At 66.5% G+C, this 25,682-nt stretch carries 19 protein-coding genes; 14 read left to right on the forward strand and 5 right to left on the reverse strand.

All coding sequences use genetic code 11. The features are described 5' to 3' along the window. Position 1: 1 nt before the first annotated feature. Complete coding sequence (alaS, locus tag BDD16_RS20305) at positions 2-2,656, reverse strand: alanine--tRNA ligase (RefSeq protein WP_179635606.1); 2,655 nt, start codon at positions 2,654-2,656, stop codon at positions 2-4. 54 nt (positions 2,657-2,710) lie between these two features. After that, entirely contained in the window at positions 2,711-4,114 is a 1,404-nt protein-coding gene (locus BDD16_RS20310; protein ID WP_179635607.1) for an aminotransferase-like domain-containing protein, read from the reverse strand. 142 nt (positions 4,115-4,256) lie between these two features. On the opposite strand from BDD16_RS20310, the gene gabT reads away from it, so the two are divergent. The 7 genes from gabT to BDD16_RS20345 all read left to right on the forward strand — a co-directional run bounded on the left by gabT (position 4,257) and on the right by BDD16_RS20345 (position 12,772). After that, positions 4,257-5,570, forward strand: coding sequence for a 4-aminobutyrate--2-oxoglutarate transaminase (gene gabT / locus BDD16_RS20315; protein WP_179635608.1), 1,314 nt, complete (start codon positions 4,257-4,259; stop codon positions 5,568-5,570). A 527-nt stretch (positions 5,571-6,097) separates the two neighbouring features. Then, positions 6,098-7,177 (forward strand): ABC transporter ATP-binding protein, encoded by a 1,080-nt coding sequence (locus BDD16_RS20320; protein ID WP_179635609.1) that lies wholly within the window; start codon positions 6,098-6,100, stop codon positions 7,175-7,177. A 67-nt stretch (positions 7,178-7,244) separates the two neighbouring features. Continuing rightward, a complete protein-coding gene (locus BDD16_RS20325; protein WP_179635610.1) occupies positions 7,245-8,285 on the forward strand; it encodes an ABC transporter substrate-binding protein in 1,041 nt (346 codons plus the stop codon). 4 nt (positions 8,286-8,289) lie between these two features. Beyond that, on the forward strand, positions 8,290-9,546 hold the full coding sequence (locus BDD16_RS20330) for an ABC transporter permease (protein WP_179635611.1): 1,257 nt from the start codon (positions 8,290-8,292) through the stop codon (positions 9,544-9,546). Between the two features lie 12 nt (positions 9,547-9,558). Then, complete coding sequence (locus tag BDD16_RS20335; protein WP_179635612.1) at positions 9,559-10,392, forward strand: ABC transporter permease; 834 nt, start codon at positions 9,559-9,561, stop codon at positions 10,390-10,392. 16 nt (positions 10,393-10,408) lie between these two features. Next, complete coding sequence (gene speB, locus BDD16_RS20340; protein ID WP_179635613.1) at positions 10,409-11,359, forward strand: agmatinase; 951 nt, start codon at positions 10,409-10,411, stop codon at positions 11,357-11,359. Positions 11,360-11,416: 57 nt separating this feature from the next. After that, entirely contained in the window at positions 11,417-12,772 is a 1,356-nt protein-coding gene (locus BDD16_RS20345) for a Fic family protein (RefSeq protein WP_179635614.1), read from the forward strand. 33 nt (positions 12,773-12,805) lie between these two features. On the opposite strand, the gene BDD16_RS22840 is transcribed toward BDD16_RS20345, so the two are convergent. From BDD16_RS22840 to BDD16_RS20360, 3 genes are read right to left on the reverse strand one after another with little or no spacing between them, the layout of a single operon-like run. Then, a complete protein-coding gene (locus BDD16_RS22840; RefSeq protein WP_218897890.1) occupies positions 12,806-13,264 on the reverse strand; it encodes an excalibur calcium-binding domain-containing protein in 459 nt (152 codons plus the stop codon). A 39-nt stretch (positions 13,265-13,303) separates the two neighbouring features. After that, positions 13,304-13,783 carry a hypothetical protein gene (locus tag BDD16_RS20355; RefSeq protein ID WP_179635615.1) on the reverse strand — a complete coding sequence of 160 codons (480 nt, stop codon included), beginning with the start codon at positions 13,781-13,783 and terminating at the stop codon, positions 13,304-13,306. Continuing rightward, positions 13,780-14,439 (reverse strand): DUF4747 family protein, encoded by a 660-nt coding sequence (locus BDD16_RS20360; RefSeq protein WP_179635616.1) that lies wholly within the window; start codon positions 14,437-14,439, stop codon positions 13,780-13,782. The genes BDD16_RS20355 and BDD16_RS20360 overlap by 4 nt, the downstream gene beginning before the upstream one ends. 120 nt (positions 14,440-14,559) lie before the next feature. On the opposite strand from BDD16_RS20360, the gene BDD16_RS20365 reads away from it, so the two are divergent. The 7 genes from BDD16_RS20365 to BDD16_RS20395 all read left to right on the forward strand — a co-directional run bounded on the left by BDD16_RS20365 (position 14,560) and on the right by BDD16_RS20395 (position 25,661). Next, positions 14,560-15,516: an IS1595 family transposase gene (locus tag BDD16_RS20365; RefSeq protein ID WP_179632313.1), complete on the forward strand. Its 957-nt coding sequence runs from the start codon at positions 14,560-14,562 to the stop codon at positions 15,514-15,516. Between the two features lie 517 nt (positions 15,517-16,033). Further along, positions 16,034-17,515 (forward strand): NAD-dependent succinate-semialdehyde dehydrogenase, encoded by a 1,482-nt coding sequence (locus BDD16_RS20370; protein WP_179635617.1) that lies wholly within the window; start codon positions 16,034-16,036, stop codon positions 17,513-17,515. 61 nt (positions 17,516-17,576) lie between these two features. Next, the gene (locus BDD16_RS20375) at positions 17,577-18,443 is read left to right on the forward strand and encodes a phosphate/phosphite/phosphonate ABC transporter substrate-binding protein (RefSeq protein WP_179635618.1); all 867 of its coding nucleotides are present in this window, start codon (positions 17,577-17,579) and stop codon (positions 18,441-18,443) included. Then, positions 18,440-21,541, forward strand: a complete 3,102-nt coding sequence (locus BDD16_RS20380) for a PAS domain S-box protein (RefSeq protein WP_179635619.1) — start codon at positions 18,440-18,442, stop codon at positions 21,539-21,541. The genes BDD16_RS20375 and BDD16_RS20380 overlap by 4 nt, the downstream gene beginning before the upstream one ends. A gap of 52 nt (positions 21,542-21,593) precedes the next feature. Further along, positions 21,594-22,673, forward strand: coding sequence for an IS5 family transposase (locus BDD16_RS20385; protein ID WP_179632624.1), 1,080 nt, complete (start codon positions 21,594-21,596; stop codon positions 22,671-22,673). 139 nt (positions 22,674-22,812) lie between these two features. Then, entirely contained in the window at positions 22,813-23,535 is a 723-nt protein-coding gene (locus BDD16_RS20390; protein WP_179635620.1) for a response regulator, read from the forward strand. Then, positions 23,532-25,661 (forward strand): two-component system response regulator, encoded by a 2,130-nt coding sequence (locus tag BDD16_RS20395; RefSeq protein ID WP_179635621.1) that lies wholly within the window; start codon positions 23,532-23,534, stop codon positions 25,659-25,661. The genes BDD16_RS20390 and BDD16_RS20395 overlap by 4 nt, the downstream gene beginning before the upstream one ends. Positions 25,662-25,682: the final 21 nt, after the last annotated feature.

Below are 25,682 nucleotides of genomic sequence, written 5' to 3' on the forward strand. Positions count from 1 at the left end.
CTCAGACGCGCTCGGCGACCCAGCCACGCACGCTGGCCAGCGCACCCGCCAGCTTGCTCGCGTCGGTGCCACCGGCCATCGCCATGTCCGGCTTGCCGCCACCCTTGCCGCCGACCTGCTGCGCGACGAAGTTGACCAGCTCGCCGGCCTTGACCTTGCCAATCGAGTCGGCCGTGACGCCGGCCGCGATCTGCACCTTCGTGCCATCGATCGCCGCCAGCACGATCGCCGCCGTCTTCAGCTTGTTCTTGAGCTGGTCCATCGTCGTGCGCAGCGTGGCCGCGTCCGCGCCTTCCAGCACGGCGGCCAGCACCTTCAGCCCGTTCAGGTCGATCGCCTGCGCGACCAGCGCGTCGCCCTGGTTGGACGCCAGCTTGCCCTTGAGCGCGATGACTTCCTTCTCCAGCGCGCGCAGCTGGTCTTGCAGGCTGCCGATGCGGTTCGCGATCTCGGCCGGTGCGGCCTTGAGCGCACCCGCCACGCCGTTCACCGTCGCTTCCAGCGACTGCAGATACGCCAGCGCGCCGTCACCCGTCACTGCCTCGACGCGGCGGATGCCGGCCGCGACACCCGACTCGGCCACGATCTTGAACACGCCGATGTCGCCCGTGCGCCGCACGTGGACGCCGCCGCAGAGTTCCTTGCTTGAGCCGATCGTCTGCACGCGCACGGTCTCGCCGTACTTCTCGCCGAACAGCATCATCGCGCCGGACTTTTGCGCGTCGTCCAGCGCCATGACCTCGGCGTTCGCCGCGGCGTTGGCGAGGATCTCGGCGTTGACGAGCGCCTCGACCTGGCGGATTTCCGCATCGGTCATCGGCGCGTTGTGCGCGAAGTCGAAACGGGTGCGGTCGGCCGTGACCTGCGAGCCCTTCTGCTGGACGTGGGCGCCGAGCACTTCGCGCAGCGCCTTGTGCATCAGGTGGGTCGCGCTGTGGTTGCGCACGATCTTCACGCGCAGTTCGGCGTCCACCTTGGCCGCGAACGTGTCACCGACCTTGACCGCGCCTTCGGCGATGCGGCCGTGGTGGCCGAACACGTCGGCCTGGATCTTGAACGTGTCTTCGACGACGACGCGCGTCGTGCCGTTGCGCAGCTCGCCGGTGTCGCCCGCCTGACCGCCGCTTTCGGCGTAGAACGGGGTGTGATCGAGCACGATCACGGCGTCATCGCCGGCGTTGGCCTGTTCGACCTGGCTGCCGTCCACATAGACCGCGACCACCTTCGAGGTCTCGCAGTTCAGGTGCTCGTAGCCGTGGAACGCGGTCGGCACGCCGCTGTACGACAGGCCGGCCGCCATCTTGAACTTGCCGGCGGCACGCGCCTGGTCGCGCTGGCGGTTCATCGCGGCTTCGAAACCGGCCTGGTCCACCGTCACGCCACGCTCGCGGCAGACGTCGGCGGTCAGGTCGACCGGGAAGCCGTAGGTGTCGTGCAGCTTGAACGCGGTGTCGCCGTCGATCTGCTTGGTGCCCGACGTTTCGACCGCGGCGAGCGCGCTGTCCAGGATCTCCATGCCATTGGCGATGGTCTGGAAGAAGCGCTCTTCCTCCTGCTTCAGCACGCTGAAGATGCGGTCGGCGTTACTCCGCAGTTCCGGGTAGGCGTCGCCCATCTGCACGGCCAGCGGATGCACCAGCGTGTGGAAGAACGGCGCGCGCGCGCCCAGCTTGTAGCCGTGGCGGATCGCGCGGCGAGCGATGCGGCGCAGCACGAAGCCGCGGCCGGCATTGCCCGGGATGACACCATCGGCGACCGTGAACGAGCAGGCCCGGATGTGGTCGGCGATGACCTTCAGGCTCGGGCTGCTCGCGTCGCAGCCAGCGCCACCGTCGGTGACGCCCGCGGCGAAGTCCACCGCGTTCTTGGCCGCAGCCAGCAGCGCGACGAACAGGTCGATCTCGTAGTTCGAATGCACGTGCTGCAGCACCGCGGTGATGCGCTCCAGGCCCATGCCGGTGTCCACCGAGGGCTTGGGGAGCTTGTGCATCACACCGTCTTCGGTGCGGTTGTACTGCATGAAGACGTTGTTCCAGATCTCGATGTAGCGGTCACCGTCTTCGTTCGGGCTGCCCGGAGGGCCACCCGCCACGTCTTCGCCGTGGTCGAAGAAGATCTCGGTGCAGGGGCCGCACGGGCCCGTGTCGCCCATCATCCAGAAGTTGTCGGACATGTAGCGTCCGCCCTTGTTGTCACCGATGCGCACGATGCGCTCGGCCGGGACACCCACCACCTTGTTCCAGATCTCGTAGGCCTCGTCGTCCTCCGAGTAGACGGTGACCCAGAGCTTTTCCTTGGGCAGCTTGAACTGCTCGGTCAGCAGCTCCCACGCGAAGCTGATCGCGTCGTGCTTGAAGTAGTCGCCGAAGCTGAAGTTGCCCAGCATCTCGAAGAACGTGTGGTGGCGCGCGGTGTAGCCGACGTTGTCGAGGTCGTTGTGCTTGCCGCCAGCGCGGATGCACTTCTGCGAGGTGGTGGCGCGGCTGTACGGGCGCTTGTCGAACCCGAGGAACACGTCCTTGAACTGGTTCATGCCCGCGTTCGTGAACAGCAGCGTCGGGTCGTCGCCCGGCACGACCGGCGACGAGGCCACGATCTGGTGCCCCTTGGACTCGAAGAAGTTCAGGAAGGTGGAGCGGATTTCTGAGGCTTTCATTCCGTGGCTTTCGACCCTGAGGGCTCTAAGTGCTTGATGTGGCAAAGCTTTTGATTATAGAAGCGTGCGGATGCGCTGATCGAGGAAGGCGAACAGCCGCTCGTCCCCGCAGTACGCGACGTTGAAGCGCATCCAGCCGGTGGGCGCCATGTCGGCGGTGAACAGGTGGCCGGGGCCGAGCATGATGTCGCTCGCGGCGGCCTGGTTGGACAGCTCGGCCGCGTCCGGCAGCGCCGGGTGGCGCGCCCACAGGAACATGCCGGCCTTGGGCTCGGTGAACAGCTCGAAACCGAGCTTGGCCAGCCGCCCCGCCACCCGCTGGTGCGCCTCGGCCAGCCGCTCGCGCAGGGCCTTCAGGTGCTTGCGCCAGCGGCCTTCAGTCAGGGCGCCGAAGACCAGGCGCTCGCTGAACTCCGACGAGGTCAGCCCGGAAATCATCTTCAGCTGCGCCAGGTCTTCGAGCAGGTCCGGGTGCGCGACGAGGTAGCCCACGCGCAGGTTCGGCGAGATCGTCTTGGAGTAGCTGCCGACGTAGACCACCCGCGACAGCTGGTCGAGGCTGGCCAGCGAGGGTCGCGGTTCGGGGTCGAGATCGACGTAGATGTCGTTCTCGACGACGAGGAAGTCGTGCTTCTCGGCGAGCTGCAGCACGCGGTGCAGGTGGGCGAGCTGTGCGGTGGAGCCGGTCGGGCTCTGCAGGCGCGGCTGGGTGAAGAAGACCTTGGGCCGGTGCTCGATGATGAGCCGCTCCAGCGCCGGGAGGTCATAGCCCTGCGGCGTGCGCGGCACGCCGACCAGCTGCGCGCCGGCAAAGCGCAGCGAGAACAGCAGGTTGGCGTAGCCCGGATCGTCGACGAGCACCGCATCACCCGCGCGGATCAGGCGCCGCGCCACGAGGTCGAGCGCCTGGCTGGAGCCCTGCGTCAACAGCACCTGCTCGGCGGCGATGGCGATTTCCTGCTCGGCCATCGCGTCGCGGATGAACTCGCGCAGCGGCGGGAAGCCCTTCGGATCGCCGTAGCCGCCCAGGTCGACGTGGTCCGCGGCCAGCGCCCGCAGCGAGCGGCGCACGCCGTCCTCGAACAGCCAGTCGCTGGGCAGCCAGCCGCAGCCGGCCTTCATCGTCAGGTGGCGGTTCTCGAAGATCTTGCGCAGGTACCAGGCCGAGTCGAAGCGGTAGCCCGCGCGGGCGGCGCCGGCCGGCTCGCGGTTCTCGACCGCCGCGCGCTTGCGCACGAAAAAGCCCGAATGCGGGCGCGACACGAGGTAGCCGAGGGCGACCAGCCGGTCGAAGGCCTCGACCACGGTGAAGACGCTGACCTCGTGGGCGTGGGCGAACTGGCGGATCGAGGGCACCTTGGTTCCGGCGCGCAGGGCGCCTTCGTCGATCAGGCGACGCAGGCCGTCGACGATCTGTGTGACCAGTGGAACGGTGGACTGGGATTGGAGCGTGAGCATGTTGCGGGGAGTCTAGCGCCGGCCGGGCATCGTCTGTACCGGGCCGCCGCCCTGCACAGTGCACCGAGGTGTTCCGTGCGCTGTACATGGCCGACACCCGGAGCGAGGCCTAGAGTCCGGCCATCCACACCAGGAGCCCCGAATGCACCGCGAACCCCAGATCACCGACACCACCAATGCGTCCCTGATGGCGCGACGCCGCGCCGCCCTGCCCGTCGGGCTGGGCCAGTCGCACGAGATCTTCGTCGACCGCGCCGAAAACGCCGAGGTGTGGGACGTCGAGGGCCGCCGCCTGATCGACTTCGCCGGTGGCATCGCCGTGCTGAACACCGGCCACCGCCATCCGGCGCTGGTCAAGGCGGTGCAGGAGCAGCTCGACCGCTACACGCACACCTGCTTCCAGGTGCTGGCGTACGAGCCCTACATCGAAGTCGCCGAGCGCCTGAACGCCAAGGCCCCGGGCAACTTCCCGAAGAAGAGCTTCCTGCTGACCACGGGCGTCGAGGCGGTCGAGAACGCGATCAAGGTCGCGCGGGCCTACACGAAGCGCTCGGCCGTGATCGCGTTCGGTGGTGGCTTCCATGGCCGCACGATGATGGGCATGGCACTGACCGGCAAGGTCGCGCCCTACAAGATCGGTTTCGGCCCCTTCCCTGCCGAGGTCTACCACGCCAAGTTCCCCTGCGCGCTGCATGGCGTGAGCGTGGAAGACGCGATGGCCTCCATCGAGGCACTGTTCAAGTACGACGTCGAAGCCTCGCGGGTGGCGGCGATCATCATCGAGCCGGTGCAGGGCGAAGGCGGCTTCTACGTGGCGCCGATCGAGTTCGTGAAGGCCCTGCGCGCGCTCTGCGACCAGCACGGCATCCTGCTGATCGTCGACGAAGTCCAGACCGGCGCCGGGCGCACGGGCACCTGGCTGGCGTGCGAACAGTGGTTCGAACAGGCGGGCGTGGCGCCGGACATCATCACGATGGCCAAGTCGCTGGCGGGCGGCTTTCCGCTGTCGGCCGTGATCGGGCGTGCCGAGGTGATGGACGCGGCGGCGCCGGGCGGACTCGGCGGCACCTACGCCGGCAGCCCGCTGGCCTGTGCGGCGGCGCTGGCCGTGATGGACATCTTCGAGAACGAAGGTCTGATGGCGCGTGGCCGTGAAGTCGGCGCGCGTCTGGTGTCCGGTCTGCAAGACATGGCCAGCCGCCACGCCACGATCGGCGACGTGCGCGGTCTGGGCGCGATGGTGGCCATCGAGCTGTTCAAGAACGGTGACCCGCACCAGCCGGACGCCGACCGCGTCAAGCGCGTCGTCACGGAGGCGGCACAGCGCGGGCTGGTGCTGCTCTCGTGCGGGGTGTATGGCAACGTGATCCGCATCCTGGTGCCGCTCACGGCGTCGGACGCGGTGCTGGACGAAGGGCTGACCATCCTGTCGGCCAGCTTCGACGCCACGGCCTGAGCTTCGCTTTCACTTGTTCTAGACCTCCGGCTTGCCGGGGGTCTGACTTGTGGAGGTTGTGCTGGGGATTGTTTACGCGGTGACTTGTCGGGGTCAAATCATCAATGCTTTGCTGTTAGTATCTAAAACAAACTTCGGCTGAACCTTGATCCAGCACCAACTTCGGAAGTGGTACCAATGCAACAACGTGGTGCAGCCCCTCGGATTCCATCCACGCCAAATCTGACGCGCTGGCCGCCTCAGGCTGGCATGTTTCTTCACGGAACACGCCAGGAAGCCATTCGAGCGGGCCCGCAGGCGGTTTTTGCCTCCATTCGGCGCATGCAGCGCACCAGCCCCAAACACAGCGCACCACTCTTGAACAGAGGGTCTGTCTGTACATGGAAAGCGGCCTGCACAGTGCACAACTGCACGCCACTGTCTGTACATGTTGCCCCGGGTTGCCCCCTCCTACAGTCCGGGCGTCTTGTCGATGTCATGACGTCGCAAGCAAGCCCTTTCCTCGACAGACCCTGGACACCCGCACGATGAGCAGCACTCCCCTGGTTCAATTCAAAGGCGTACAGAAGACCTACGACGGCCTGAGCCTGGTGGTGCGCTCGCTCGACCTGGACATCCAGCGCGGCGAGTTCCTGTCGCTGCTCGGCCCGTCCGGCTCGGGCAAGACGACCACGCTGATGATGCTGGCCGGCTTCGAGTCGCCGACCGCAGGCGAGATCCTGCTCGACGGCAAGCCGATCACCCGCACCCCGCCGCACAAGCGCCACTTCGGCATGGTGTTCCAGAACTACGCGCTGTTTCCGCACATGACGGTGGGCGACAACGTGGCCTACCCGCTGACGGTGCGCAAGGTGCCCAAGGACGAGATCGCCCGCCGCACCGCCAAGGCGCTCGACATGGTGCAGCTCGGCGGCAAGGGCGACCGCTACCCCGCGCAGCTCTCCGGCGGCCAGCAGCAGCGCGTGGCCCTGGCGCGCGCCCTCGTGTTCGAGCCGCAGCTGGTGCTGATGGACGAGCCGCTGGGCGCGCTGGACAAGCAGCTGCGCGAGCACATGCAGCTGGAGCTGAAGGAGCTGCACCGCCAGCTCGGCATCACCTTCGTCTACGTGACCCACGACCAGGGCGAGGCGCTGACGATGAGCGACCGCGTCGCCGTGTTCAACGACGGCCTGATCCAGCAGATCGCCGCCGTCGGCCAGCTCTACGAGACGCCGGCCAACCGCTTCGTCGCCGGCTTCGTGGGCGACAGCACGGTGCTGGACGGCACGCTCGGCGCCGACGACCACGGCCGCTGCGAGCTGGTGCTGCCGACCGGCGAGCGCCTGGCGGGCCTGAACATCAACCACGCCGTGCCCGGCGCCAAGGTGGCCGCCTCCGTGCGCCCGGAGCGCATCGAGGCGCATCTGGCAGCGCCAGCAGACCTGGGCAACGTCGTGCACGCCGCCATCAACGACGTCATCTACTACGGCGACCACCTGCGCCTGCGCTGCGCCATCGCCGGCCAGGCCCAGGCCACCGTCAAGGTGCCGCTGGGCGCCGTGGCGCCGCAGGCTGGCCAGCCGGTGTGGCTGCGCTTTCCGCCCGAATTCCTGCGCGTCTATGCCTGATTTCCGCGCAGGCCCGAATCCCTTCCACCCCGCCGGCAACGGCTCTTCTCACTGGAGTTTCTCCACCATGAACATCGCTTCCGTCTCCCTGACCGTGGCCGTTGCCGCCACGCTCGCCGCCGGCTCGGCCTTGGCCCAGAGCCAGCTGACCGTCGTGAACTTCGGCGGTGCCAATGGCAACGCGCAGAAGAAGGCCTATGTCGAGCCCTTCGAGAAGGCCACGGGCACCAAGATCGTCGGCGTCGAATACAACGGCGAGCAGGCCAAGATCAAGGCCATGGTCGAGACGAAGAAGGTCACCTGGGACCTGGTGGAAGTGGAAAGCCCGGACGTGGCCCGCGGCTGCGACGAAGGGCTGTTCGAGAAGATCGACTGGGCCAAGGTCGCGCCGAAGGCCGACTTCCAGCCTGCTGCCGTGCACGAATGCGGCGTCGGCATCTTCATCTGGTCGACCGTGATGGCCTACAACGGCGACAAGCTGAAGGACGGCCCCAAGACCTGGGCCGACTTCTGGGACACCAAGAAGACCCCCGGCAAGCGTGGCCTGCGCAAGGGCGCGCGCTACAACCTCGAATTCGCGCTGATGGCCGATGGCGTCAAGAGCGGCGACGTCTACAAGGTGCTGGCCACCAAGGACGGCGCGGACCGTGCCTTCAAGAAGATGACCGAGCTGAAGCCGAGCATCCAGTGGTGGGAAGCCGGCGCGCAGCCGCCGCAGTTCCTCGTCGCCGGTGACGTGGTCATGGCCACCGCCTACAACGGCCGCATCGACGCCGCCCAGCGCGAAGGCAAGAACCTGAAGATCTCCTGGACCGGCGGTATCTATGACCTGGACTACTGGGTCATGCCCAAGGGCACGCCAAACAAGGACCTGGCCATCAAGTTCATCGCCGCGGCCTCGCAGCCGGACGCGCAGGCCGAGTACGCCAAGCTGATCTCCTACGGCCCGACCAACAACAAGGCCCTGGCCAAGCTGGACGCCAAGACCCTGGCGCTGCTGCCGACCTCGCCGGCCAACAGCGGCGACGCGCTGAAGTTCAACATCACCTTCTGGGCCGACCAGGGTGAAGAGCTGGAAAAGCGTTTCGCCGCCTGGGCTGCGCAGTAAGTCCATGAGCGCCGCCGCCATCGCCCCCATCGGCTCGGCCGATCTCGCCCGTTCGCTGCAACGCGCCGAACGACGCCGCAAGCAGATGGCGGTGGCGCTCACGCTGCCGCTGCTGGTGTTCCTGCTGCTGACCTTCCTGGTGCCGATCGGCGCGCTGCTCAAGCGCGCGGTCGAGAACCCGGAGGTCGCCGACGTGCTCGTCCACACCGGACAGGCGCTCGCCCAGTGGGACCGCCAGAGCGCGCCGCCAGCGCCCGCATTCGCTGCCCTGGCGCAGGACCTGGGCGCCCTGCCCGAGTCCGCGCAGGCCGGCACGCTGGCCCGGCGGCTCAACTCCGAAGTGGCCGGCGCCCGCTCGCTGGTCATGGGCACCTACCGGGCGCTGCCGCTGGCGCCCGCCGGCGAAAGCCTGACCCCCGAGCAGGTGCGCGAGAAGTTGCTCGCCGTCGATCCCCGCTGGTCCGAAACCAAGTACTGGCAGGCCATCGCCAAGAATTCGAGCCGCTGGACGCCCGACTACCTGCTCGCCTCGGTCGACCACCGCCGCAGTGCGGCCGGCGACATCGAGCCCATGCCCGCCGACCAGGCCGTGTTCGGCAAGATCCTGCTGCGCACCTTCAACATCAGCGCGGTCGTCACGCTGTGCTGCCTGCTGCTGGCCTATCCGCTGGCCTACTGGCTCTCGACGCTGTCGGCGCGCCACGCCAACGTGCTGATGATCCTGGTGCTGGTGCCGTTCTGGACCTCGATCCTCGTGCGGGTCGCCGCCTGGATCGTGCTGCTGCAGCGCGAAGGGCTGGTCAACACCGCGCTGATGGGCATCGGCCTGACCAGCGAGCCGATCGCGCTGCTGTTCAACCGCACCGGCGTCGTGATCGCGATGGTGCACATCCTGCTGCCCTTCATGATCCTGCCGCTCTACAGCGTGATGAAGTCGGTGCCGCCGACCTATCTGCGCGCGGCCGTGAGCCTGGGCAGTGCGCCGCTGGCCGCCTTCTTCCGCGTCTACGTGCCGCAGACCTACCCGGGCATCGGCGCGGGCGCGCTGCTGGTGTTCATCCTGTGCATCGGCTACTACGTGACGCCGGCGCTGCTGGGCGGCGCGGACGACCAGATGCTGTCCTACTACATCGCCCAGTACACCAACGTCGAGGTGAACTGGGGCATGGCCTGCGCGCTGGGCGCCGTGCTGCTGGCGGCGACGCTGGTGCTCTATGCGGTGTACCGCCGCATCGTCAAATCCGAACTGAGCCTGGGCTGAGGAACGCACCCGATGAACGCCATCCTGTCTGCCCTGAACCCCCAGTTCCCCGCCTATGCGACGCTGGCCGACAAGCTCGGCTGGTGGGCGCTGCGCGGCCTGTGCGTGGCGCTGCTGGTCTTCCTGCTGCTGCCGATCCTGGTGATCGTGCCGCTGTCGTTCTCGTCGAGTTCCTTCCTGGCGTATCCCATGCCGGGCTGGTCGCTGCAGTGGTACGAGAACCTCTTCCACGCGCCCGAATGGGGCCGCGCCGCGAAGAACAGCTTCATCGTCGCCCCGGCCGCGACGCTGCTGGCCACCGTGCTGGGCACCCTCGCCGCGGTGGGGCTGGCGCGGGCCGACTTTCCCGGCAAGGGCCTGCTGATGAGCATCCTGATCGCGCCGATGGTGGTGCCGATCGTGGTGGTGGGCGTGGCCTGCTACCTGTTCTTCGCCAAGATCGGCATGGCCGACACCTACCTCGGCCTGATCGTCGTCCACGCGGCGCTGGGGGCACCCTTCGTGCTGACCACTGTGCTGGCCACGCTGCAGGGTTTCAACCAGAACCTCGTGCGCGCCTCGCTGAGCCTGGGCGCCGGGCAGGTCCAGACCTTCTTCCGTGTCACGCTGCCGGTGATCGCGCCGGGGGTGATCTCGGGCGCGCTGTTCGCCTTCGCCACCTCCTTCGACGAGGTGGTGGTGACGCTGTTCATCGCCGGGCCGGACCAGGTGACGCTGCCGCGCCAGATGTTCACCGGCATCCGCGAGAACATCAGCCCGACGATTGCCGCGGTCGCCACGCTGCTGACGATCTTCACGACGGGGTTGATGCTCGCACTCGAATGGGTGCGTGGCCGCCGCCGCTGAGCCAGGCCAGCCCGCCATGAACCGCGTTCTCAACCAGCCGCTCGGCGGCAACACCATGCCGCGCTTCGGCGGCATCGCCACGATGATGCGGCTGCCGGTGGCCAGCAGCGCCGCCGGGCTGGACGCCGCGTTCATCGGCATCCCGCTCGACATCGGCACCTCGCACCGGCCCGGCACCCGCTTCGGCCCGCGCCAGATCCGGGCCGAGTCCGCGCTGATCCGGCCGTACAACATGGCCACCGGTGCGGCGCCGTTCGACGCGCTGCAGGTGGCGGACCTGGGTGACGTGCCGATCAACACCTACTCGCTGGAAAAGTCGCTGCCGATCATCACGGACTTCTACCGCGAGGTGCTCTCGCACGGCTGCCGGCCGCTGACGCTGGGCGGCGACCACACGATCGCGCTGCCGATCCTGCGCGCGCTGGCCGAACGGCACGGGCCGGTGGCGATGGTGCATGTGGACGCCCATGCGGACGTCAACGACGACATGTTCGGCGAGCGCATCGCCCACGGCACGCCCTTCCGCCGCGCGGTCGAGGAAGGACTGCTCCAGGGCGACAAGGTCTGGCAGATCGGCCTGCGCGGCACCGGCTACGCCGCCGACGACTTCGACTGGCCGCGCCAGCAGGGCTTCACGGTCATCCCGGCGCACGAGGTGTGGTGGCAGTCGCTGGCGCCGGTGATGGACAAGATCCGCGCGGTCGTCGGGGACACGCCGTGCTACCTGAGCTTCGACATCGACGGCATCGACCCGTCCTACGCGGGCGGCACCGGCACGCCCGAGATCGGCGGGCTGACCGTGCCGCAGGCGCTGGAGATCATCCGCGGCTGCCGCGGGCTGAACCTCGTCGGCTGCGATCTGGTGGAGGTGTCGCCGCCGTATGACCCGTCGGGCAACACGGCGCTCTTGGGGGCGAATCTGCTGTACGAGATGCTGTGCGTGCTGCCGGGGGTGCCGGTGCGGTAAGCTGAAAAGGCGCACGAATGGCGCATTAGTGGCGCATTTATGGCGCGATAATGGCGCATGAAAAGCACTCATGCGCCATTTCTAGAGCAAGTCATCGTCACCTTGCGCCAGCACCCGGACGGACTTGGCCTCGAAGCCCTGAGTGCCGTACTGGATGGTCAGCCTGCACGGCGTACCCTGCAGCGCCGCTTGGCTGAATGGATTCAGCAAGGCCACCTAGTCGCCGCTGGCACCCAGCGCAGCCGGCGCTACCGCCTCTCACCCGCGCAGCCCAGCGAAGCCCGCATTCCGCTGTCGCCGGAAGGCCAGGTGATCCGCGACGCCATCAGCCAGCCGCTGCATCTGCGCACGCCGGTGGCGTACCAGCCCGCGCTCCTGGAAGCCTACGTCCCGAACCACACCCACTACCTGCCCGACGCCTTGCGCGCGCAGTTGCACCTGATGGGCCGCGCCCGGGTGGATGCCCGGGCCCCCGCCGGCACCTTTGCCCGAGACATCCTGAACCGCTTGCTGATTGACCTGTCCTGGGCCTCCTCCAGGCTGGAGGGCAACACCTACACCCGGCTCGATACCGAACAGTTGATCGAACATGGTCAGGTGGCCGAGGGCAAGGATGCCTTCGAGACGCAGATGATCCTGAACCACAAGGCCGCGATCGAGTACCTCGTCGGCGATGACCGGCTCACCACGGACACCGGCACGGTGATTGCCCTGCACGCATTGCTGTCGGACGGGCTGCTGAGCGATCCCTTGGCCGGCGGGCGCGTGCGCTGGCGGGCCGTGGACATCGGCGGCAGCGTCTACCGGCCGATTGCGCTGCCGCAGCGTCTGGAAGAACTGTTCGGGATCGTGATGGCGATGGCGGCAGACATCACCGACCCGTTCGAGCAGGCGTTTTTCCTGATGGTGCACCTGCCGTACCTGCAACCCTTCGAGGACGTGAACAAGCGGGTCTCGCGGCTGGCCGCGAACATTCCGCTGATGCGCCACAACCTGTGTCCGCTGTCCTTCATCGACGTGCCGGCGACCGTGTATGTCGATGGGCTGCTGGGCGTGTACGAGTTGCAGCGGATCGAGTTGCTGCGGGACGTGTTCGTGTGGGCCTACGAGCGCAGTTGCCAGCAATACGTGGCGGTGCGCCAGCAACTCGTGCCACCGGACACCTTCCGGCTGCGTTTTCGCAAGGAACTCGGGACGGCGGTCAAGGCCATCGTCCAGGGCGGGCTGCCGCTCGACGACACCCGCATTGCGCAAGTCACGCCCGACACCGTGCCCGAGACGGATCGACCGCGCTTCGCACGCCAGGTGCGCGAGGAATTCGCGTCCCTGCACGAGGGCAACGCGGTGCGGTTCGGATTGGGGGCGCTGGAGCTGGCCGGCTGGCGTGCCGAGGCGCCTAGAACGGTCCAGTGATCGTCGGGTTTGAGTTCGAGACGGTAGGCTGAGTCAGCGCAACACGCCGTTGCACCACTGCTCTTCGCAGGGAATGCCGTCCTCGTCGCCATCCATCTTGACGTCCGGGCAAGTGCTCAGGAAATACTTGGCCTCTGCGCAGGAGGTCATCTGCGAACAGTATGTGCGCCCATCACAACGGAATGACCTGCCGGGCAATTCGGCAGGCGCAGCGCTGGGCGAACTGACGACCGGATTCGTGTACGGCGCACGCGGACCCGATGGCGCGGGCGCTCTCGCCGGGCTTGCGCTGGCTTGCCGCTCGCGCTTCAGTTTTTCTGCGGCGTTCAACTGGTCGAGCGTGGGCTGTTTTCCGGGCGGGCCGGATGGGCATGGAACGCTCTGGTAGGAAACTGTGCCGTTGATGGTGCATTTGAAGACACTCGTCGCCTTCGCAATTGAAAGAGGGACCAACAAAGCAATCATTAAGGCAATGACGGAAATATTATTCATACAAGAAACAATAAACTAAACCAAATAAAAATTTACCACCTATCGAGACTGCTTATCATTTGCACCGCAAACTCGATTAAATAAAGTATGCAACTTCATCAAATCAATAACGTTCTTTACCATTGTATAACTATTTATTACAGCCATAAAAAAGGCAAAGGCAGCAATTAAAGAAAATTCGCTACCCGAGTATTCTTTGGTTGCCACCAGCAAAAAAATTGCAACCGCCTCTACCGCCACCACATAACCTGTGGCATGCAAATAAACGTGGAAGGCTTGTATTTCATCAAGCCATGTATAGAAGACTGTGTCAGCTTTAGAGTAAAAAGTCCACAGGAAAGCAAGGGCCGCGGCAAAGAAGACAGCGCAATATAGCGTAGCGAAGTCAACGGCAAACTGATGCACCAATGCTGTCACTGCAGTTATTCCCAGGGTTACACAGCCAAGAAACACAAGCAGAATGGCGAGGATCACCTCAGTTACGTATGCCCAAATAATTTTTGTTTTGCGATTATTCATTCTTCCCTCAGAGGGTGTACTCTATCAATTTCCGCACATATCGCCGCAATCGCATTTTTTGCTTCTTTTGTTCGTAAATTGACATTCATTCCACGCACAAACTCTCGCAAACCTTTTACAACCCCGCGAGCCGCTTCATTTCCAGATTGAGCCACTTCAAAAGCATCATTTCTTAAACCCTCGACTGTTACCTCTCCTTTTTTGTAGCCCTGCTCAGCCAACACCGCCGACGCAAATGGACGTGCATCAGGTGATTTGGAAAGCCCGCTCGGGTTTTTCATGTCTTGAGTTATTTCACGAATCCCACTATTCCTCAGATCCTCATAAACCATTTTTGTATATCGGTTTAGCTCCGGATTTGGAATTCGCAAAGTAACCTTCATTCGGGTCACCCGCTGAAAAGAAAGAAATAGTTGAACAATATCATTGTGAGCGGGAACTGGCTCCAACTCAATCGTAGACCACCATTGCAATGAACTTGCCGCGCTAGCTAGAATTTTCTGCAAAAAATCTCGCCATGCCGTATTCGCCAACTCACCGGTATGCTCCACTGCAACCAAGTGCCGAGAAAGATCGAATAAACAAACTATCGTACTTGCTAGCGGCGGATATGAAATTGACGTGCCATTTGTAAGGCCATCATCAGTAACACTCATGCCATCTTTTTCCAAGATGCTTCTAGCCAAAACAACACCTGATTAGCAATGATTCTCAGCAAGGTGCCAACTGACGATCAGGCGTAGCGTAGAAGACAGACCAAGCGCAGGAGCGAGCACATGCCGATGAACCGAATCCAGTTCCAGCAGGGGATGTCGCTGCCAGAGTTCATGGCCAGCTTCGGCACGGAAGAGCAATGCGCCGAGGCGGTCAAGCAGGCGCGCTGGCCGCAGGGCTTCGAGTGCCCGCGCTGCGGCAGTGCGGCGCACTACGTGGTGGGCCACGGGGCGCGCAAGCTGTTCCAGTGCAACGGCTGCCGCCACCAGACATCGCTGACCGCGGGCAGCCTGTTCGCCAGCACCAAGCTGCCACTGAAGACGTGGTTCCTGGCGATCTACCTGCTCAGCCAGGCCAAGACGGGACTGTCGGCGCTGGCGCTCAAGCGGCAGGTGGGCGTGAGCTACCCGACGGCGTGGCTGATGCACCAGAAGATCATGCACGCGATGGCCGAGCGGGTGGACCAGTACCGACTCGACGGCACGGTGCAGCTCGACGATGCCTACCTTGGCGGAGAGCGCAGCGGCGGCAAGGCGGGCCGGGGTTCGGAGAACAAGGTGCCGTTCGTGGCGGCGGTCTCGGTCGATGACCAGGGGCATCCGCAGTACGTCAAGCTCGCGCCGGTGAGCGGCTTCACGCTGGAGGCGGTGGGCCAGTGGGCGCAGGCGGCGCTGATGCCGGGAACGCGGGTGGTCAGCGACGGGCTGGGGTGCTTCGCCGCGGTCACCAGCGCGGGCTGCCTGCACACGCCGATCGTGGTGGGCCAGCGCAAGCCGCGCGAGCTGCCCGAGTTCACCTGGGTCAACACGGTGCTGGGCAACCTGAAGACGACGTTGTCGGGTGCGTTCCATGCGTTCAAGTACCCCAAGTACGCCAGCAGCTATCTGGCAGCGTTCGCCTACCGCTTCAACCGCCGGTTCGACCTGCGCGGGCTGGTGGCTCGGCTCATCATCGATGTCGCGCGGTGCAAGCCTCGGGCTCAGCGGGTCGTTCGGGGGAATGCTGAGGATCGTTGCTAATCAGGAAACAACATGAACCAAGTCTCGTTGCCGCGCAATATCTCCAAGATCAATAAACGATCGAGCACTCCATTTAAAAAATGCGCTTCTTGTTTTTTGAAATTGATCATGACTCGGATCACACGAAACCTCAAGAAGCCGCCTAATATCTTCGTCACCTCTGAGGCGCTTTGGATCCACCCCAATAAATAAATCAGACGAGTCCTCAATATTTAATCTAAATAAATCAAACGAAAATCTTTTTAGCATTTTTCCTCCACATTTCAGATGACCCGAACCATTCCGCATGGTTACGCGTTCGCCATCCTTCTAGGCCAAACAGCATATCCGGCCATGATTTTTTCATTCGTGCATATTTAACAGATGGGCGGGTACCACCTGACCTATCACCACCTGTACCGGCCCGCCCCCCTACACAGTGCAGCCCCAGATCACCCCGGATGTGCCTGTGCGTGACATCGGGCGCGGGCGTACAGTCAGCGCCACTCATTCCCGCCGCCTTCAACCGACCACGCCCATGACGACCACCCCGACCTCACCCCTCGCCCTGCTCGCCGACCCGTCGCTGCTCAAGACTGATGCCCTGCTCAATGGCGAGTGGGTCGCCGGCCGCGACCGCTTCGATGTGACCGACCCGGCCACGGGCGAGAAGCTGGTCGATGTCGCGCTGCTGGGCGCCGCCGAGGCGGAAGCCGCCATCGCCGCCGCGAACGCCGCCTGGCCCGCCTGGCGCAGCAAGACCGCCAAGGAGCGCGGCGCGATCCTGATGAAGTGGTACGCCCTGCTGGTCCAGCACGCCGACGACCTCGCCCGGATCATGACCGCCGAGCAGGGCAAGCCGCTGGCCGAAGCGCGCGGGGAAGTGATCTACGGCGCGAGCTTCGTCGAGTGGTTCGCCGAGGAAGCCAAGCGCATCTACGGCGAGACCATCCCCTCGACCGACAACAACAAGCGCTTCGTCATCCTGAAGCAGCCCATCGGTGTCTGCGCCGCCATCACGCCGTGGAACTTCCCCATCGCGATGATCACGCGCAAGGTCGCCCCGGCCCTGGCCGCCGGCTGCACCGTCATCATCAAGCCGGCCGAGCAGACGCCGCTGTCCGCGCTGGCCTGCGCCGAACTCGCCCAGCGCGCCGGCATGCCGCCCGGCGTGCTCAACATCCTCACCGGCGACGCGGACTCGTCCATCGCCATCGGCAACGTGCTGTGCGCCTCCGACACCGTGCGCCACCTGAGCTTCACCGGATCGACCGAAGTCGGCCGCATCCTGATGAAGCAGTGCGCGCCGACCATCAAGAAGCTCTCGCTCGAACTCGGCGGCAACGCGCCCTTCATCGTGTTCGACGACGCCGACATCGACTCGGCCGTCGAGGGCGCGATGATCTCCAAGTACCGCAATGCCGGCCAGACCTGCGTCTGCGCGAACCGCATCTACGTGCAGGAAGGCGTGTACGACCAGTTCGTCCACAAGCTCGCGGCCAAGGCCGTGGCCATCAAGGTCGGCAACGGCTTCGAGGCGGGCGTGAACCAGGGCCCGATGATCGACGCGCAGGCCATCACCAAGGTCGAATCCCACGTGGCCGACGCGCTGGCCAAGGGCGCCCGCGTCGTGGTCGGCGGCACCCGCATCGGCGAGCGCTTCTACACCCCGACCGTGCTGGCCGATGTCACCAGCGACATGCTGTGCTCGCGCGAGGAAACCTTCGGCCCGGTCGCCCCGGTGTTCCGCTTCAAGACCGAAGCCGAAGTGGTCGAACTGGCCAACGCCACCGAGTTCGGGCTGGCGAGCTACTTCTACAGCCGCGACATCGGCCGCATCTTCCGCGTCGGCGAGGCGCTGGAGTACGGCATGGTCGGCATCAACACCGGGCTGATCTCGGTGGCCGAGGTGCCGTTCGGCGGCGTGAAGCAGTCGGGCCTGGGACGCGAGGGTTCGCACCAGGGCATCGAGGACTACGTCGAGACGAAGTACCTCTGCATCGGCGACATCCTGCGCTGATCGACCGCGTTACCCCGGCGCGGGCCGGTTGCCCGGGCGCATGCGGCGTATAGACTTCCGCATGCGCAGAAATTTCCTCTCCTGGCTCGGCCGCTCCGCCCTCGGCGCCACGCTGGGCGGTGGTGTCCTGACCGCGGCCCGGGCCCAGGCGCCGGCCCGCAAACCCGTTCGCACGCTGACCGTCGGCATCGTGCCGCAGCAGTCGGCCAGCGAACTGGCGCGGGTCTGGATTCCGGTGCTCGGCGCGCTGAGCGAACGCGCGGGCCTGTCGCTGCGTTTCGCCACGGCGCCGGACATCCCGGCCTTCGAGAAACGCCTGGCCGCCAGCGCCTACGACGTGGCCTACATGAACCCCTACCACTACAGCGTCTTCGCGCAGAAGCCGGGGTATGTGGCCTTCGCCAAGGAAAAGGGGCGCCGCCTGCGCGGCCTGGTCGTCGTGCGCAAGGATTCGATGATCAAGGACATGAAGGAACTCGCCGGCCAGCAGATCGCCTTCCCGGCCCCGGCGGCGTTTGCCGCCACCGTGCTGGTGCGCGCCGAATTCGAGCGCATGGGCGTGCCGATCACGCCGGTGTTCGTGAAGTCGCACGAGTCGGTCTACCTCAACGTCGCACAACGCCAGATCGAGGCCGGTGGTGGCATCGTGCGCACCCTGCAGACCATGGACGCGCCCGTCCGGGACGAGCTGCGCGTGCTGTGGCAGACCAAGGACTACACGCCCCACGCCTTCGCAGCCCACCCGCGGGTGCCAGCAGCCGACCTGCAGGCGCTGCGCGCCGCCATGCTGACGGCCGACAGCGACCCCAGGATGCGCTCGGTGCTGGAAGGCATCGGCTTCAAGGGCTTCGACGCCGCGCAGGACGCCGAATGGAACGACGTGCGCGCGCTGGGCATCAGCACGCTGGCCGCGCTGCTCAAGGAATGAACTGGAGTTTTCGCGCCAAGACCATCGTCGGCGTGGCGCTCATCGAGGCGGTGCTGCTGGCGATCCTGGTGGTCTCGGGTGTGCGCTATCTCTCGGACACGGCCGAGTCGGAGTTCGAGCAGCGCTCGCAGGCCACGATCAAGGCCTTCTCGGTGGTCGCCAAGGAGGCGCTGATCTCCAGTGACCTGGCCGCGCTGAACGCGATCACGCGCGAGATGCTGACCTACCCCGGGGTCGTCTACGCCCGCGTGCGCGACGAGAACCGGCTGGTGCTGGCCCAGGCCGGCGAAGCCCAGCCGCTGCTCATGCCGCCGGACACGCAGGCCCGGCTGGCCGAGGTCACGGACGGGGTCTACCGGCTCGCCAGCGACGTGCAGGTCAACGGCCAGCTGTTCGGGCGGGTCGAGGTCGGCCTGGCGGCCACGCAGGTCCAGAGCCTGAAGGCGACGGCGACCCGGTTCGGGCTCGGCCTGGCGGGCCTGGAGATGCTGCTGGTCGCCGTGTTCTCGTGGGCCCTGGGCGCCTACCTGACCCGGCAGCTCGCCGAGCTGGCGGGTGCCGCCAAGCAGATCGCCGACGGGGATCTGGGCTACCAGATGCCGGTGCGCGGACGCGACGAGCTGGCCGAGACCGCGCAGGCCTTCAACCGCATGTCGAAACGCCTCGGCGAAGGCTACGCCGAGCTGCAGCGCAGTGAACAGGGGCTGCGGCGCGTGCTGGAGAACATCCTCGACGGCATCCTGACGCTGGACCGGAACCTGCGCGTGCTGTCGATGAGCCCGGCCGCCGAGCGCATCCTGCAGCGCCAGTCCGAGCGGGCGCTGAACAGCTCGCTGGCCGAATGTTTCACGCCACCGGCCTGGTCCCAGCTGTGCGACACGCTGGAGCTGGAAGACGCCAGTCTGCTCGGCGAGCCGATGGTGCTCGACGGCGTGCTGCCCGACGGCCGGCTGGTGCCGCTGGAGGTGCGCCTGACGCGCATCGAGGGCACCGGCGCCGCGACGCTGCTGGTGGTCGTGCGCGACGTGAGCGAGCGGCTGGACGCCGAGCGGGCGCTGCGGCTGCGGGGCCGCATCATCGACTCGATCGGGGTGGGGGTCGTCATCGCCGATGCCCGCAAGCCGGACCAGCCGATCATCTACGCCAATGTCGCCTTCGAGCGCATGACGGGCTGGCGCTTCGACGAGGTGATGGGCCGCAACTGCCGCTTCCTGCAAGGCCCCGACACCGACCGTGCAGAGGTCGACCGCTTGCGCCGCGCCATTGCCGAAGGCCGCGACATCGAGGTGCTGCTGCGCAACTACACCCGGGACGGCCGGCCGTTCTGGAACGAACTGCGGGTCATGGCGATCCACGATGCGGAAGGGCGCCTGTCGCACTACGTCGCGCTGCAGAACGACGTGACGGCCCGCATCGAGACCCAGCAGCAGATCGCGCGCAGCGAGGAGCAGCTGCGCCGCGTGCTGAACGCGACCCACGACGGCATCATCGTCATCGACGAGCGCGGCACCATCGAGAGCTTCAACGTCGGCGCCGAGCGGATGTTCGGCTACAGCGCGAACGAGGTCCTCGGCCACAACGTGTCGGTCATCGTGCCCGAGCCGCACCGCAGCCAGCACGACCACTACCTCGCCCGCTATCTGGCCACGGGGCTCAGCGGCATCATGGGCAACGAGCGCGAGTTCGAGGCCCGGCGCAAGGACGGCGAGGTGGTCTGGATTGCCCTGCGTGTCGGACCGCTCGACGAGACCGGCACGGCACCAGCGCCCGCAGACGGCCGCCGCCGCTTCATCGGCGTCGTCCACGACATCACCGACCGCAAGCGCACCGAGATCGAGCTGCGCCACGCCAAGGAAGCCGCCGAGGACGCCGCGAGCGCCAAGTCCGAGTTCCTGGCCAACATGAGCCACGAGATCCGCACGCCGATGCACGGCGTGCTCGGCGCCATCGAGATGCTGCAGGACACGCCCCTGAGCGGCCAGCAGGAGCGTTTCCTGGAAACAGCCCGCACCTCGGCCTCGCTGCTGCTGGGCGTGATCGACGAGATCCTCGATTTCTCGCGCCTGGAGGCCGGCAAGCTGCGCATCGAGGCGCTGGACTTCGACCTGCGCCGCACGGTGGAAGACGTCACGGCCATGCTCGCCCAGCGCGCCCACGCCAAGAAGCTGGAGCTGGCCTGCTACATCGCCCCCGGCGTGCCGGAGATGGTGCGCAGCGACCCGATCCGCGTGCGCCAGGTGCTGGTGAATCTGGTCGGCAACGCCATCAAGTTCACCGAGCGCGGCGAAGTCGTCGTCAGCGTGGGACTGGTGTCGGGCGAGGGCGGCGTGTCGATGCTGCGCTTCGAGGTGCGCGACACGGGCATCGGCATCGCCCGCGACAAGCAGGGCACGCTGTTCCAGCCCTTCACCCAGGCCGACAGCTCGACCAGCCGGCGTTTCGGCGGCAGCGGCCTCGGGCTGAGCATCGCCAGGCGCCTGGTCGAGCTGATGAACGGCCACATCGACCTCGACAGCCAGGAGGGCCATGGCTCGCGCTTCTGGTTCACGCTGCCGGTGATGATGTCCGGCCAGGCCCTGCGCCGGAACCCCAACCGCAACTTCCCCGGCACCCGCGTGCTGGTGGTCGATGACAACGCGACCAACCGCATCATCCTGCACCGCTACCTGACCTCGTGGAGCAGCCAGTCGAGCAGCGCGGCCAGCGGCGAGGAAGCCCTGGCCAAGCTGCAGGACGCCGCCATCTCCGGCCGCCCCTACGAGGTGGCGCTGCTGGACCTGAACATGCCCGGCATGGACGGCTACGAACTGGTGCGCCAGATCCAGTCCGATCCCGCGCTGGCGGCCATGCCGCTGGTCATGCTCAGCTCCTCGGTGCAGGATCCCGTGCGCATGAAGGGCCTGCGGGTCGACATCTGGCTCGACAAGCCCGTGCGCCAGTCGGACCTGCACGACGCGATCTCGACCGTGCTGCACCGGCACATCCCGGTGCCGGAAGCAGCACCCCGTCTGACGGGGGTGCATTTCAGCGGCGAGCAGGTGCTGCTGGTCGAGGACAACCCGATCACGCGCGAGGTCGGCACCCAGGGGCACTTCTAGAAACCGACCCTGACCGCCGCCTGAGCCGCGCGCTGCGGCAAGATACCGCCCCATGATCACACCCCGCACCAAGCCATCGAGCTTCTTTCCTGAGGAGGCCGCGGACGACCTGTTCGTGGTGCAGCAGCGCAAGGCCAAGCTGGAGGGCTACGTACAGACGCTGGCGGCGATGGACGAACTGATCGACTTCGCAGCGATGGCCGCGGCGGTGGACAAGGCCTGCCCTCGCGCTGACCGCAGCAAGGGCGGACGCCCGCCGTACCCGACCGAGGCGCTGGTGCGCATGGTGTTCCTGCAAGGGCTGTACAACCTGTCGGACGAGCAGTGCGAGCACCAGGTGCTGGACAGGATGAGCTTCCAGCGGTTCTGCCGGCTGGACGGCGCGCTGAACATTCCGGACGCACGCACGCTGTGGAACTTCCGGCAGCGGCTGGCCGAAGGCGGGCTGGGAGGCCGGGCGATTTTCGAGGCGTTGAGCCAGCAGTTGCAGCGGCACGGCTTCATCCCGAGGGGCGGGCAGATCGTGGACGCCAGCATCGTGCAGGCGCCGATCACGCAGGCCAACGCCCGGGAGCGCGATGCGCTGAACAAGGGGGAGGCGCCCGAGGGCTGGAGCAAGAAGCGCCTGGCGCACACCGACCGGGACGCGCGCTGGACGCAAAAGCACGGCAAGTCGTACTACGGCTACAAGCTGCACGGCAACGTGGACGCACGCTACAAGCTGATCCGCCAGATGAAGATCACGGCGGCCAACGCCGACGACGGACAGCAACTGCCCGACGTGCTGCAGGTGGCGAACACGCGCAAGCGGCTGCTGGCCGACCGGGGCTACGACAGCGCGGCCAACCGTCAGACGCTGCAGCAGCACGGACTGGCCGACGGCATCGCGCGTCGCGCCAAGCCAGGGCAGACGGCCAAGGTTCGACTCAAGCAGCGCAACAAGACGATCAACCGCACGCGGGCGCGGGTCGAGCACGTGTTCGCGGCGCTGAGCCAGCAGGGCGGCAAGTGCGTGCGGGCGATGACGCTGGCGCGCAATGCGCTGGCGATCACGCTGCAGTGCGCGGCCTACAACGCGCGCAGGCTGGTGTGGCTGGTCAAGAGCGCAGGTCCGTCCGCACAGCCCGCGTGAGGGGAAAAACCCCGTCGCGGGGCACCGCGGCGGCGGGGACAGGGGCTCGCCGCCGTCATCCACTGCTCGTCTGAGCTGGATTTGTGCAGGCTCAGACCAGGTTCAGGGCTGCAGGGCCGGTTTCTAGAAGTGCCCCCAGATGCTGCGCAAGCGCGGCCTGGACGTGGCGCTGGCCGAAGACGGTCTCCAGGCCGTGCGGGCCATTCAGACCCACGATTACGACGTCGTGCTGATGGACATCCAGATGCCGGGTCTGGACGGCTACGACGCCACCCGGGCCGTGCGGGAATGGGAGCTGGCCACCGGGCGCGAGCGGGTGCCCATCATCGCGCTGACCGCGCATGCCCTGCCCGCCGACCGGCAGAAGTGCCTGGCCGCCGGCATGGACGACTACGTCGTCAAGCCCTACAGCACCGAGACCGTGAGCACCGTCATCGCCCGCTGGCTCATGCCGCCGGGCAAGGCCGTACCGGCGGGTCAGGTGGTGGAGATCATCGAGGAGCCGGCAACGGCCGTGATCGACCTCGACCGCTACGAGCAGGTCCGCTCCATCATGGGCGACGCCATGGGGGCGCTGCTCGACAAGGTGCTGGAGACGCTGGACAGTGAGATCATGCAGATGCAGGCCGCGGCAGCGGAAGACCGGATCGACACGATGCGCGAACTGCTGCACCGGCTCAAGAACACGGCCGGCGACATCGGCGCGATGCGGCTGCACGAACTGGCTGCACAATTCGAACGAGACATCACAAGGGAGAACGCGCCCATGCCGGACATCGGCCCACTGGAACTGGCCTGCACTGCCGCCCTGGCGGCCGTGCGCCAGCTGATCGTCGAACTACCGTCGCCCCGCAGTCCATGAGCTTTCCTGCGCACACCGCCGTTCCCGGCGCCAGTGGGACCAGTGGCGCCCGCATCCTCATCGTCGACGACGAGGGCGTGACGCGGATGATGATCCGCCGCGTGCTGGAGGATTACGGCTACCGCGTGCTCGAAGCGCAGGACGGCCAGACGGCCACCCGCCTGTGCGACAGCGAATCCCCGGACCTCGTGCTGATGGACGTGCGCATGCCGGTGATGAACGGCTTCGACGCCTGCCGGAACATCCGCCGCTCCCTGCGCAGCGGCCACACGCCCGTGCTGATGCTGACCGCGCTCGACGACGTCATGGCCGTGACGCTCGCCTTCGAGGCGGGTGCCACCGACTTCGTCACCAAGCCCATCAACTGGGCCCTGCTGGCGCAGCGTGTCCGATACGCCCTGCGCACCAGCCTGACCGAGCGGGAGCTGCGCGAGAGCCAGCTGGCACTCGCTCGGGCGCAGAAGATCGCGCGCCTCGGCCAGTGGCGCCTCGATTTCGACACCGGCCAGATCCACTGCTCGCGCGAGTTGCGCGACATGCTGGGACTGTCGGCGCCGGACGGGCTGACGGTGAGAGACATCGTCGGCAACGTCTCGCCGGAGGACCGCGTGCGGCTGCGCCGCTTCACGCGCGAGCTGCGGCGCACCCAGCGCGAGCGCGAGGTCGAGATCCGCGTGATCGGCCCGAACGCACCGGCGAAGTACCTGTTCCTGTCGGGCGACGTGATGCTTGACGAGGAGGGTCGGTCCTGCGCGCTCTTCGGGGTGGCGCAGGACGTGTCCGAGCGCCGCCATGCCGAGGCGCGCCTGAGCTACTACGCCCACTTCGACGAGCTGACCGGGCTGCCCAACCGGGTGCTGTTCCGCGACCGGGTGGGCACGGCCGTGACCGCTGCGCAGCGGGGTGGCCGCGCGTTTGCCGTGATGAACATCGATGTCGACCTGCTGCAGCGCACGCAGGCCTCGGTGGGTCAGGCGGCGAGCGACCGCATCCTCAAGGCCGTTGCCCAGCGACTGGCCTCGGTGCTGCGCGACCGGGACACGCTGTGCCGGCTGGAGGCGGACAGCTTCGCGCTGCTCGTCACCGACGTGGAAGGGGAACTCGAGGTCGCCGTCAGCGCCAAGCGCCTGATCGACGCCTTCGCGGTGCCGCTGCCGGTCGATGACTGGGAGCTGCTGGCGGCGGTGCATGTCGGCGTGGCCCTCTACCCGTCCGACGGGCAGGAGGTCGACGCGCTGCTGCAGCACTCGGGTGCCGCACGGACGCGTGCCCGCGAGGCCACCGGATCGAGCTACCACTTCTACACCGCCGACATGCACGACCGCGGGATCGACCGGCTGAACACCGAAGTGGCGCTCTACCGGGGACTGGAGCGGGGCGAGTTCGAGCTGCACTACCAGCCCAAGGTCGATCTGCGCACCGGTCAGGTCATGGGGGTCGAGGCGCTGCTGCGCTGGAACCGCCCGGGCATGGGACTGCAGATGCCGGACCAGTTCATCGACATCCTGGAGCAGACCGGGCTGATCATGGACGCGGGCGACTGGGTGCTGCGGGAAGCGTGCGCGGCCATCCGGTCGATGCCGCTGTCGCTGGCCGTCAACATCTCGCCGCGCCAGTTCATGCACCCGAACCTGGCCGACCGGCTGATGCGCATGCTCGACGACATCCAGTTCCCGGCCGACCGGCTGGAGCTGGAAATCACCGAGCAGATCGTCGTCGAGGACGAGGAGCGGGCCATCGCCACGCTGCACGACCTCGCCAGCCGCGGCATCCGGGTGGCGCTGGACGACTACGGCACCGGCTTCTCGTCGCTGCAGCGCCTCAAGCGCCTGCCGCTGCACACGCTCAAGATCGACAAGTACTTTGTCATCTCGCTGGTCACCAGCAAGGCGGATGCGGCGATCGTGCGCTCGACCATCGACCTCTGCCACCAGCTCGACATCAACGTCGTCGCCGAGGGCGTGGAGGACGATGTCGTGATGGAGATGCTGCGGGGCTACGGCTGCGACGTGGCGCAGGGCTACGGCATCTGCCGTCCGCTGGCGATGGGCCGGCTCACCGAGTGGATGGCCAGCTCGACGGTGGCGTCGCTGTCCGGCCGGCACACCTTCCGGCCAGTCCGCTGAACCCGGCCACCCAGGGGCGCT

Origin of the sequence: Sphaerotilus montanus (assembly GCF_013410775.1) — a bacterium.
Classification (GTDB): domain Bacteria; phylum Pseudomonadota; class Gammaproteobacteria; order Burkholderiales; family Burkholderiaceae_C; genus Sphaerotilus; species Sphaerotilus montanus.

Coding starts and splice junctions, on each gene's coding strand:
- BDD16_RS20390 (WP_179635620.1), top strand. CDS start 22,813: ATGCTGCGCAAGCGCGGCCTGGACGTGGCGCTGGCCGAAGACGGTCTC.
- speB (WP_179635613.1), top strand. CDS start 10,409: ATGAACCGCGTTCTCAACCAGCCGCTCGGCGGCAACACCATGCCGCGC.
- BDD16_RS20365 (WP_179632313.1), top strand. CDS start 14,560: ATGCCGATGAACCGAATCCAGTTCCAGCAGGGGATGTCGCTGCCAGAG.
- BDD16_RS20370 (WP_179635617.1), top strand. CDS start 16,034: ATGACGACCACCCCGACCTCACCCCTCGCCCTGCTCGCCGACCCGTCG.
- BDD16_RS20345 (WP_179635614.1), top strand. CDS start 11,417: ATGAAAAGCACTCATGCGCCATTTCTAGAGCAAGTCATCGTCACCTTG.
- BDD16_RS20320 (WP_179635609.1), top strand. CDS start 6,098: ATGAGCAGCACTCCCCTGGTTCAATTCAAAGGCGTACAGAAGACCTAC.
- BDD16_RS20395 (WP_179635621.1), top strand. CDS start 23,532: ATGAGCTTTCCTGCGCACACCGCCGTTCCCGGCGCCAGTGGGACCAGT.
- BDD16_RS22840 (WP_218897890.1), bottom strand. CDS start 13,264: ATGAATAATATTTCCGTCATTGCCTTAATGATTGCTTTGTTGGTCCCT.
- BDD16_RS20310 (WP_179635607.1), bottom strand. CDS start 4,114: ATGCTCACGCTCCAATCCCAGTCCACCGTTCCACTGGTCACACAGATC.
- BDD16_RS20325 (WP_179635610.1), top strand. CDS start 7,245: ATGAACATCGCTTCCGTCTCCCTGACCGTGGCCGTTGCCGCCACGCTC.
- BDD16_RS20360 (WP_179635616.1), bottom strand. CDS start 14,439: ATGAGTGTTACTGATGATGGCCTTACAAATGGCACGTCAATTTCATAT.
- BDD16_RS20355 (WP_179635615.1), bottom strand. CDS start 13,783: ATGAATAATCGCAAAACAAAAATTATTTGGGCATACGTAACTGAGGTG.
- BDD16_RS20330 (WP_179635611.1), top strand. CDS start 8,290: ATGAGCGCCGCCGCCATCGCCCCCATCGGCTCGGCCGATCTCGCCCGT.
- BDD16_RS20385 (WP_179632624.1), top strand. CDS start 21,594: ATGATCACACCCCGCACCAAGCCATCGAGCTTCTTTCCTGAGGAGGCC.
- BDD16_RS20380 (WP_179635619.1), top strand. CDS start 18,440: ATGAACTGGAGTTTTCGCGCCAAGACCATCGTCGGCGTGGCGCTCATC.
- BDD16_RS20335 (WP_179635612.1), top strand. CDS start 9,559: ATGAACGCCATCCTGTCTGCCCTGAACCCCCAGTTCCCCGCCTATGCG.
- BDD16_RS20375 (WP_179635618.1), top strand. CDS start 17,577: ATGCGCAGAAATTTCCTCTCCTGGCTCGGCCGCTCCGCCCTCGGCGCC.
- gabT (WP_179635608.1), top strand. CDS start 4,257: ATGCACCGCGAACCCCAGATCACCGACACCACCAATGCGTCCCTGATG.
- alaS (WP_179635606.1), bottom strand. CDS start 2,656: ATGAAAGCCTCAGAAATCCGCTCCACCTTCCTGAACTTCTTCGAGTCC.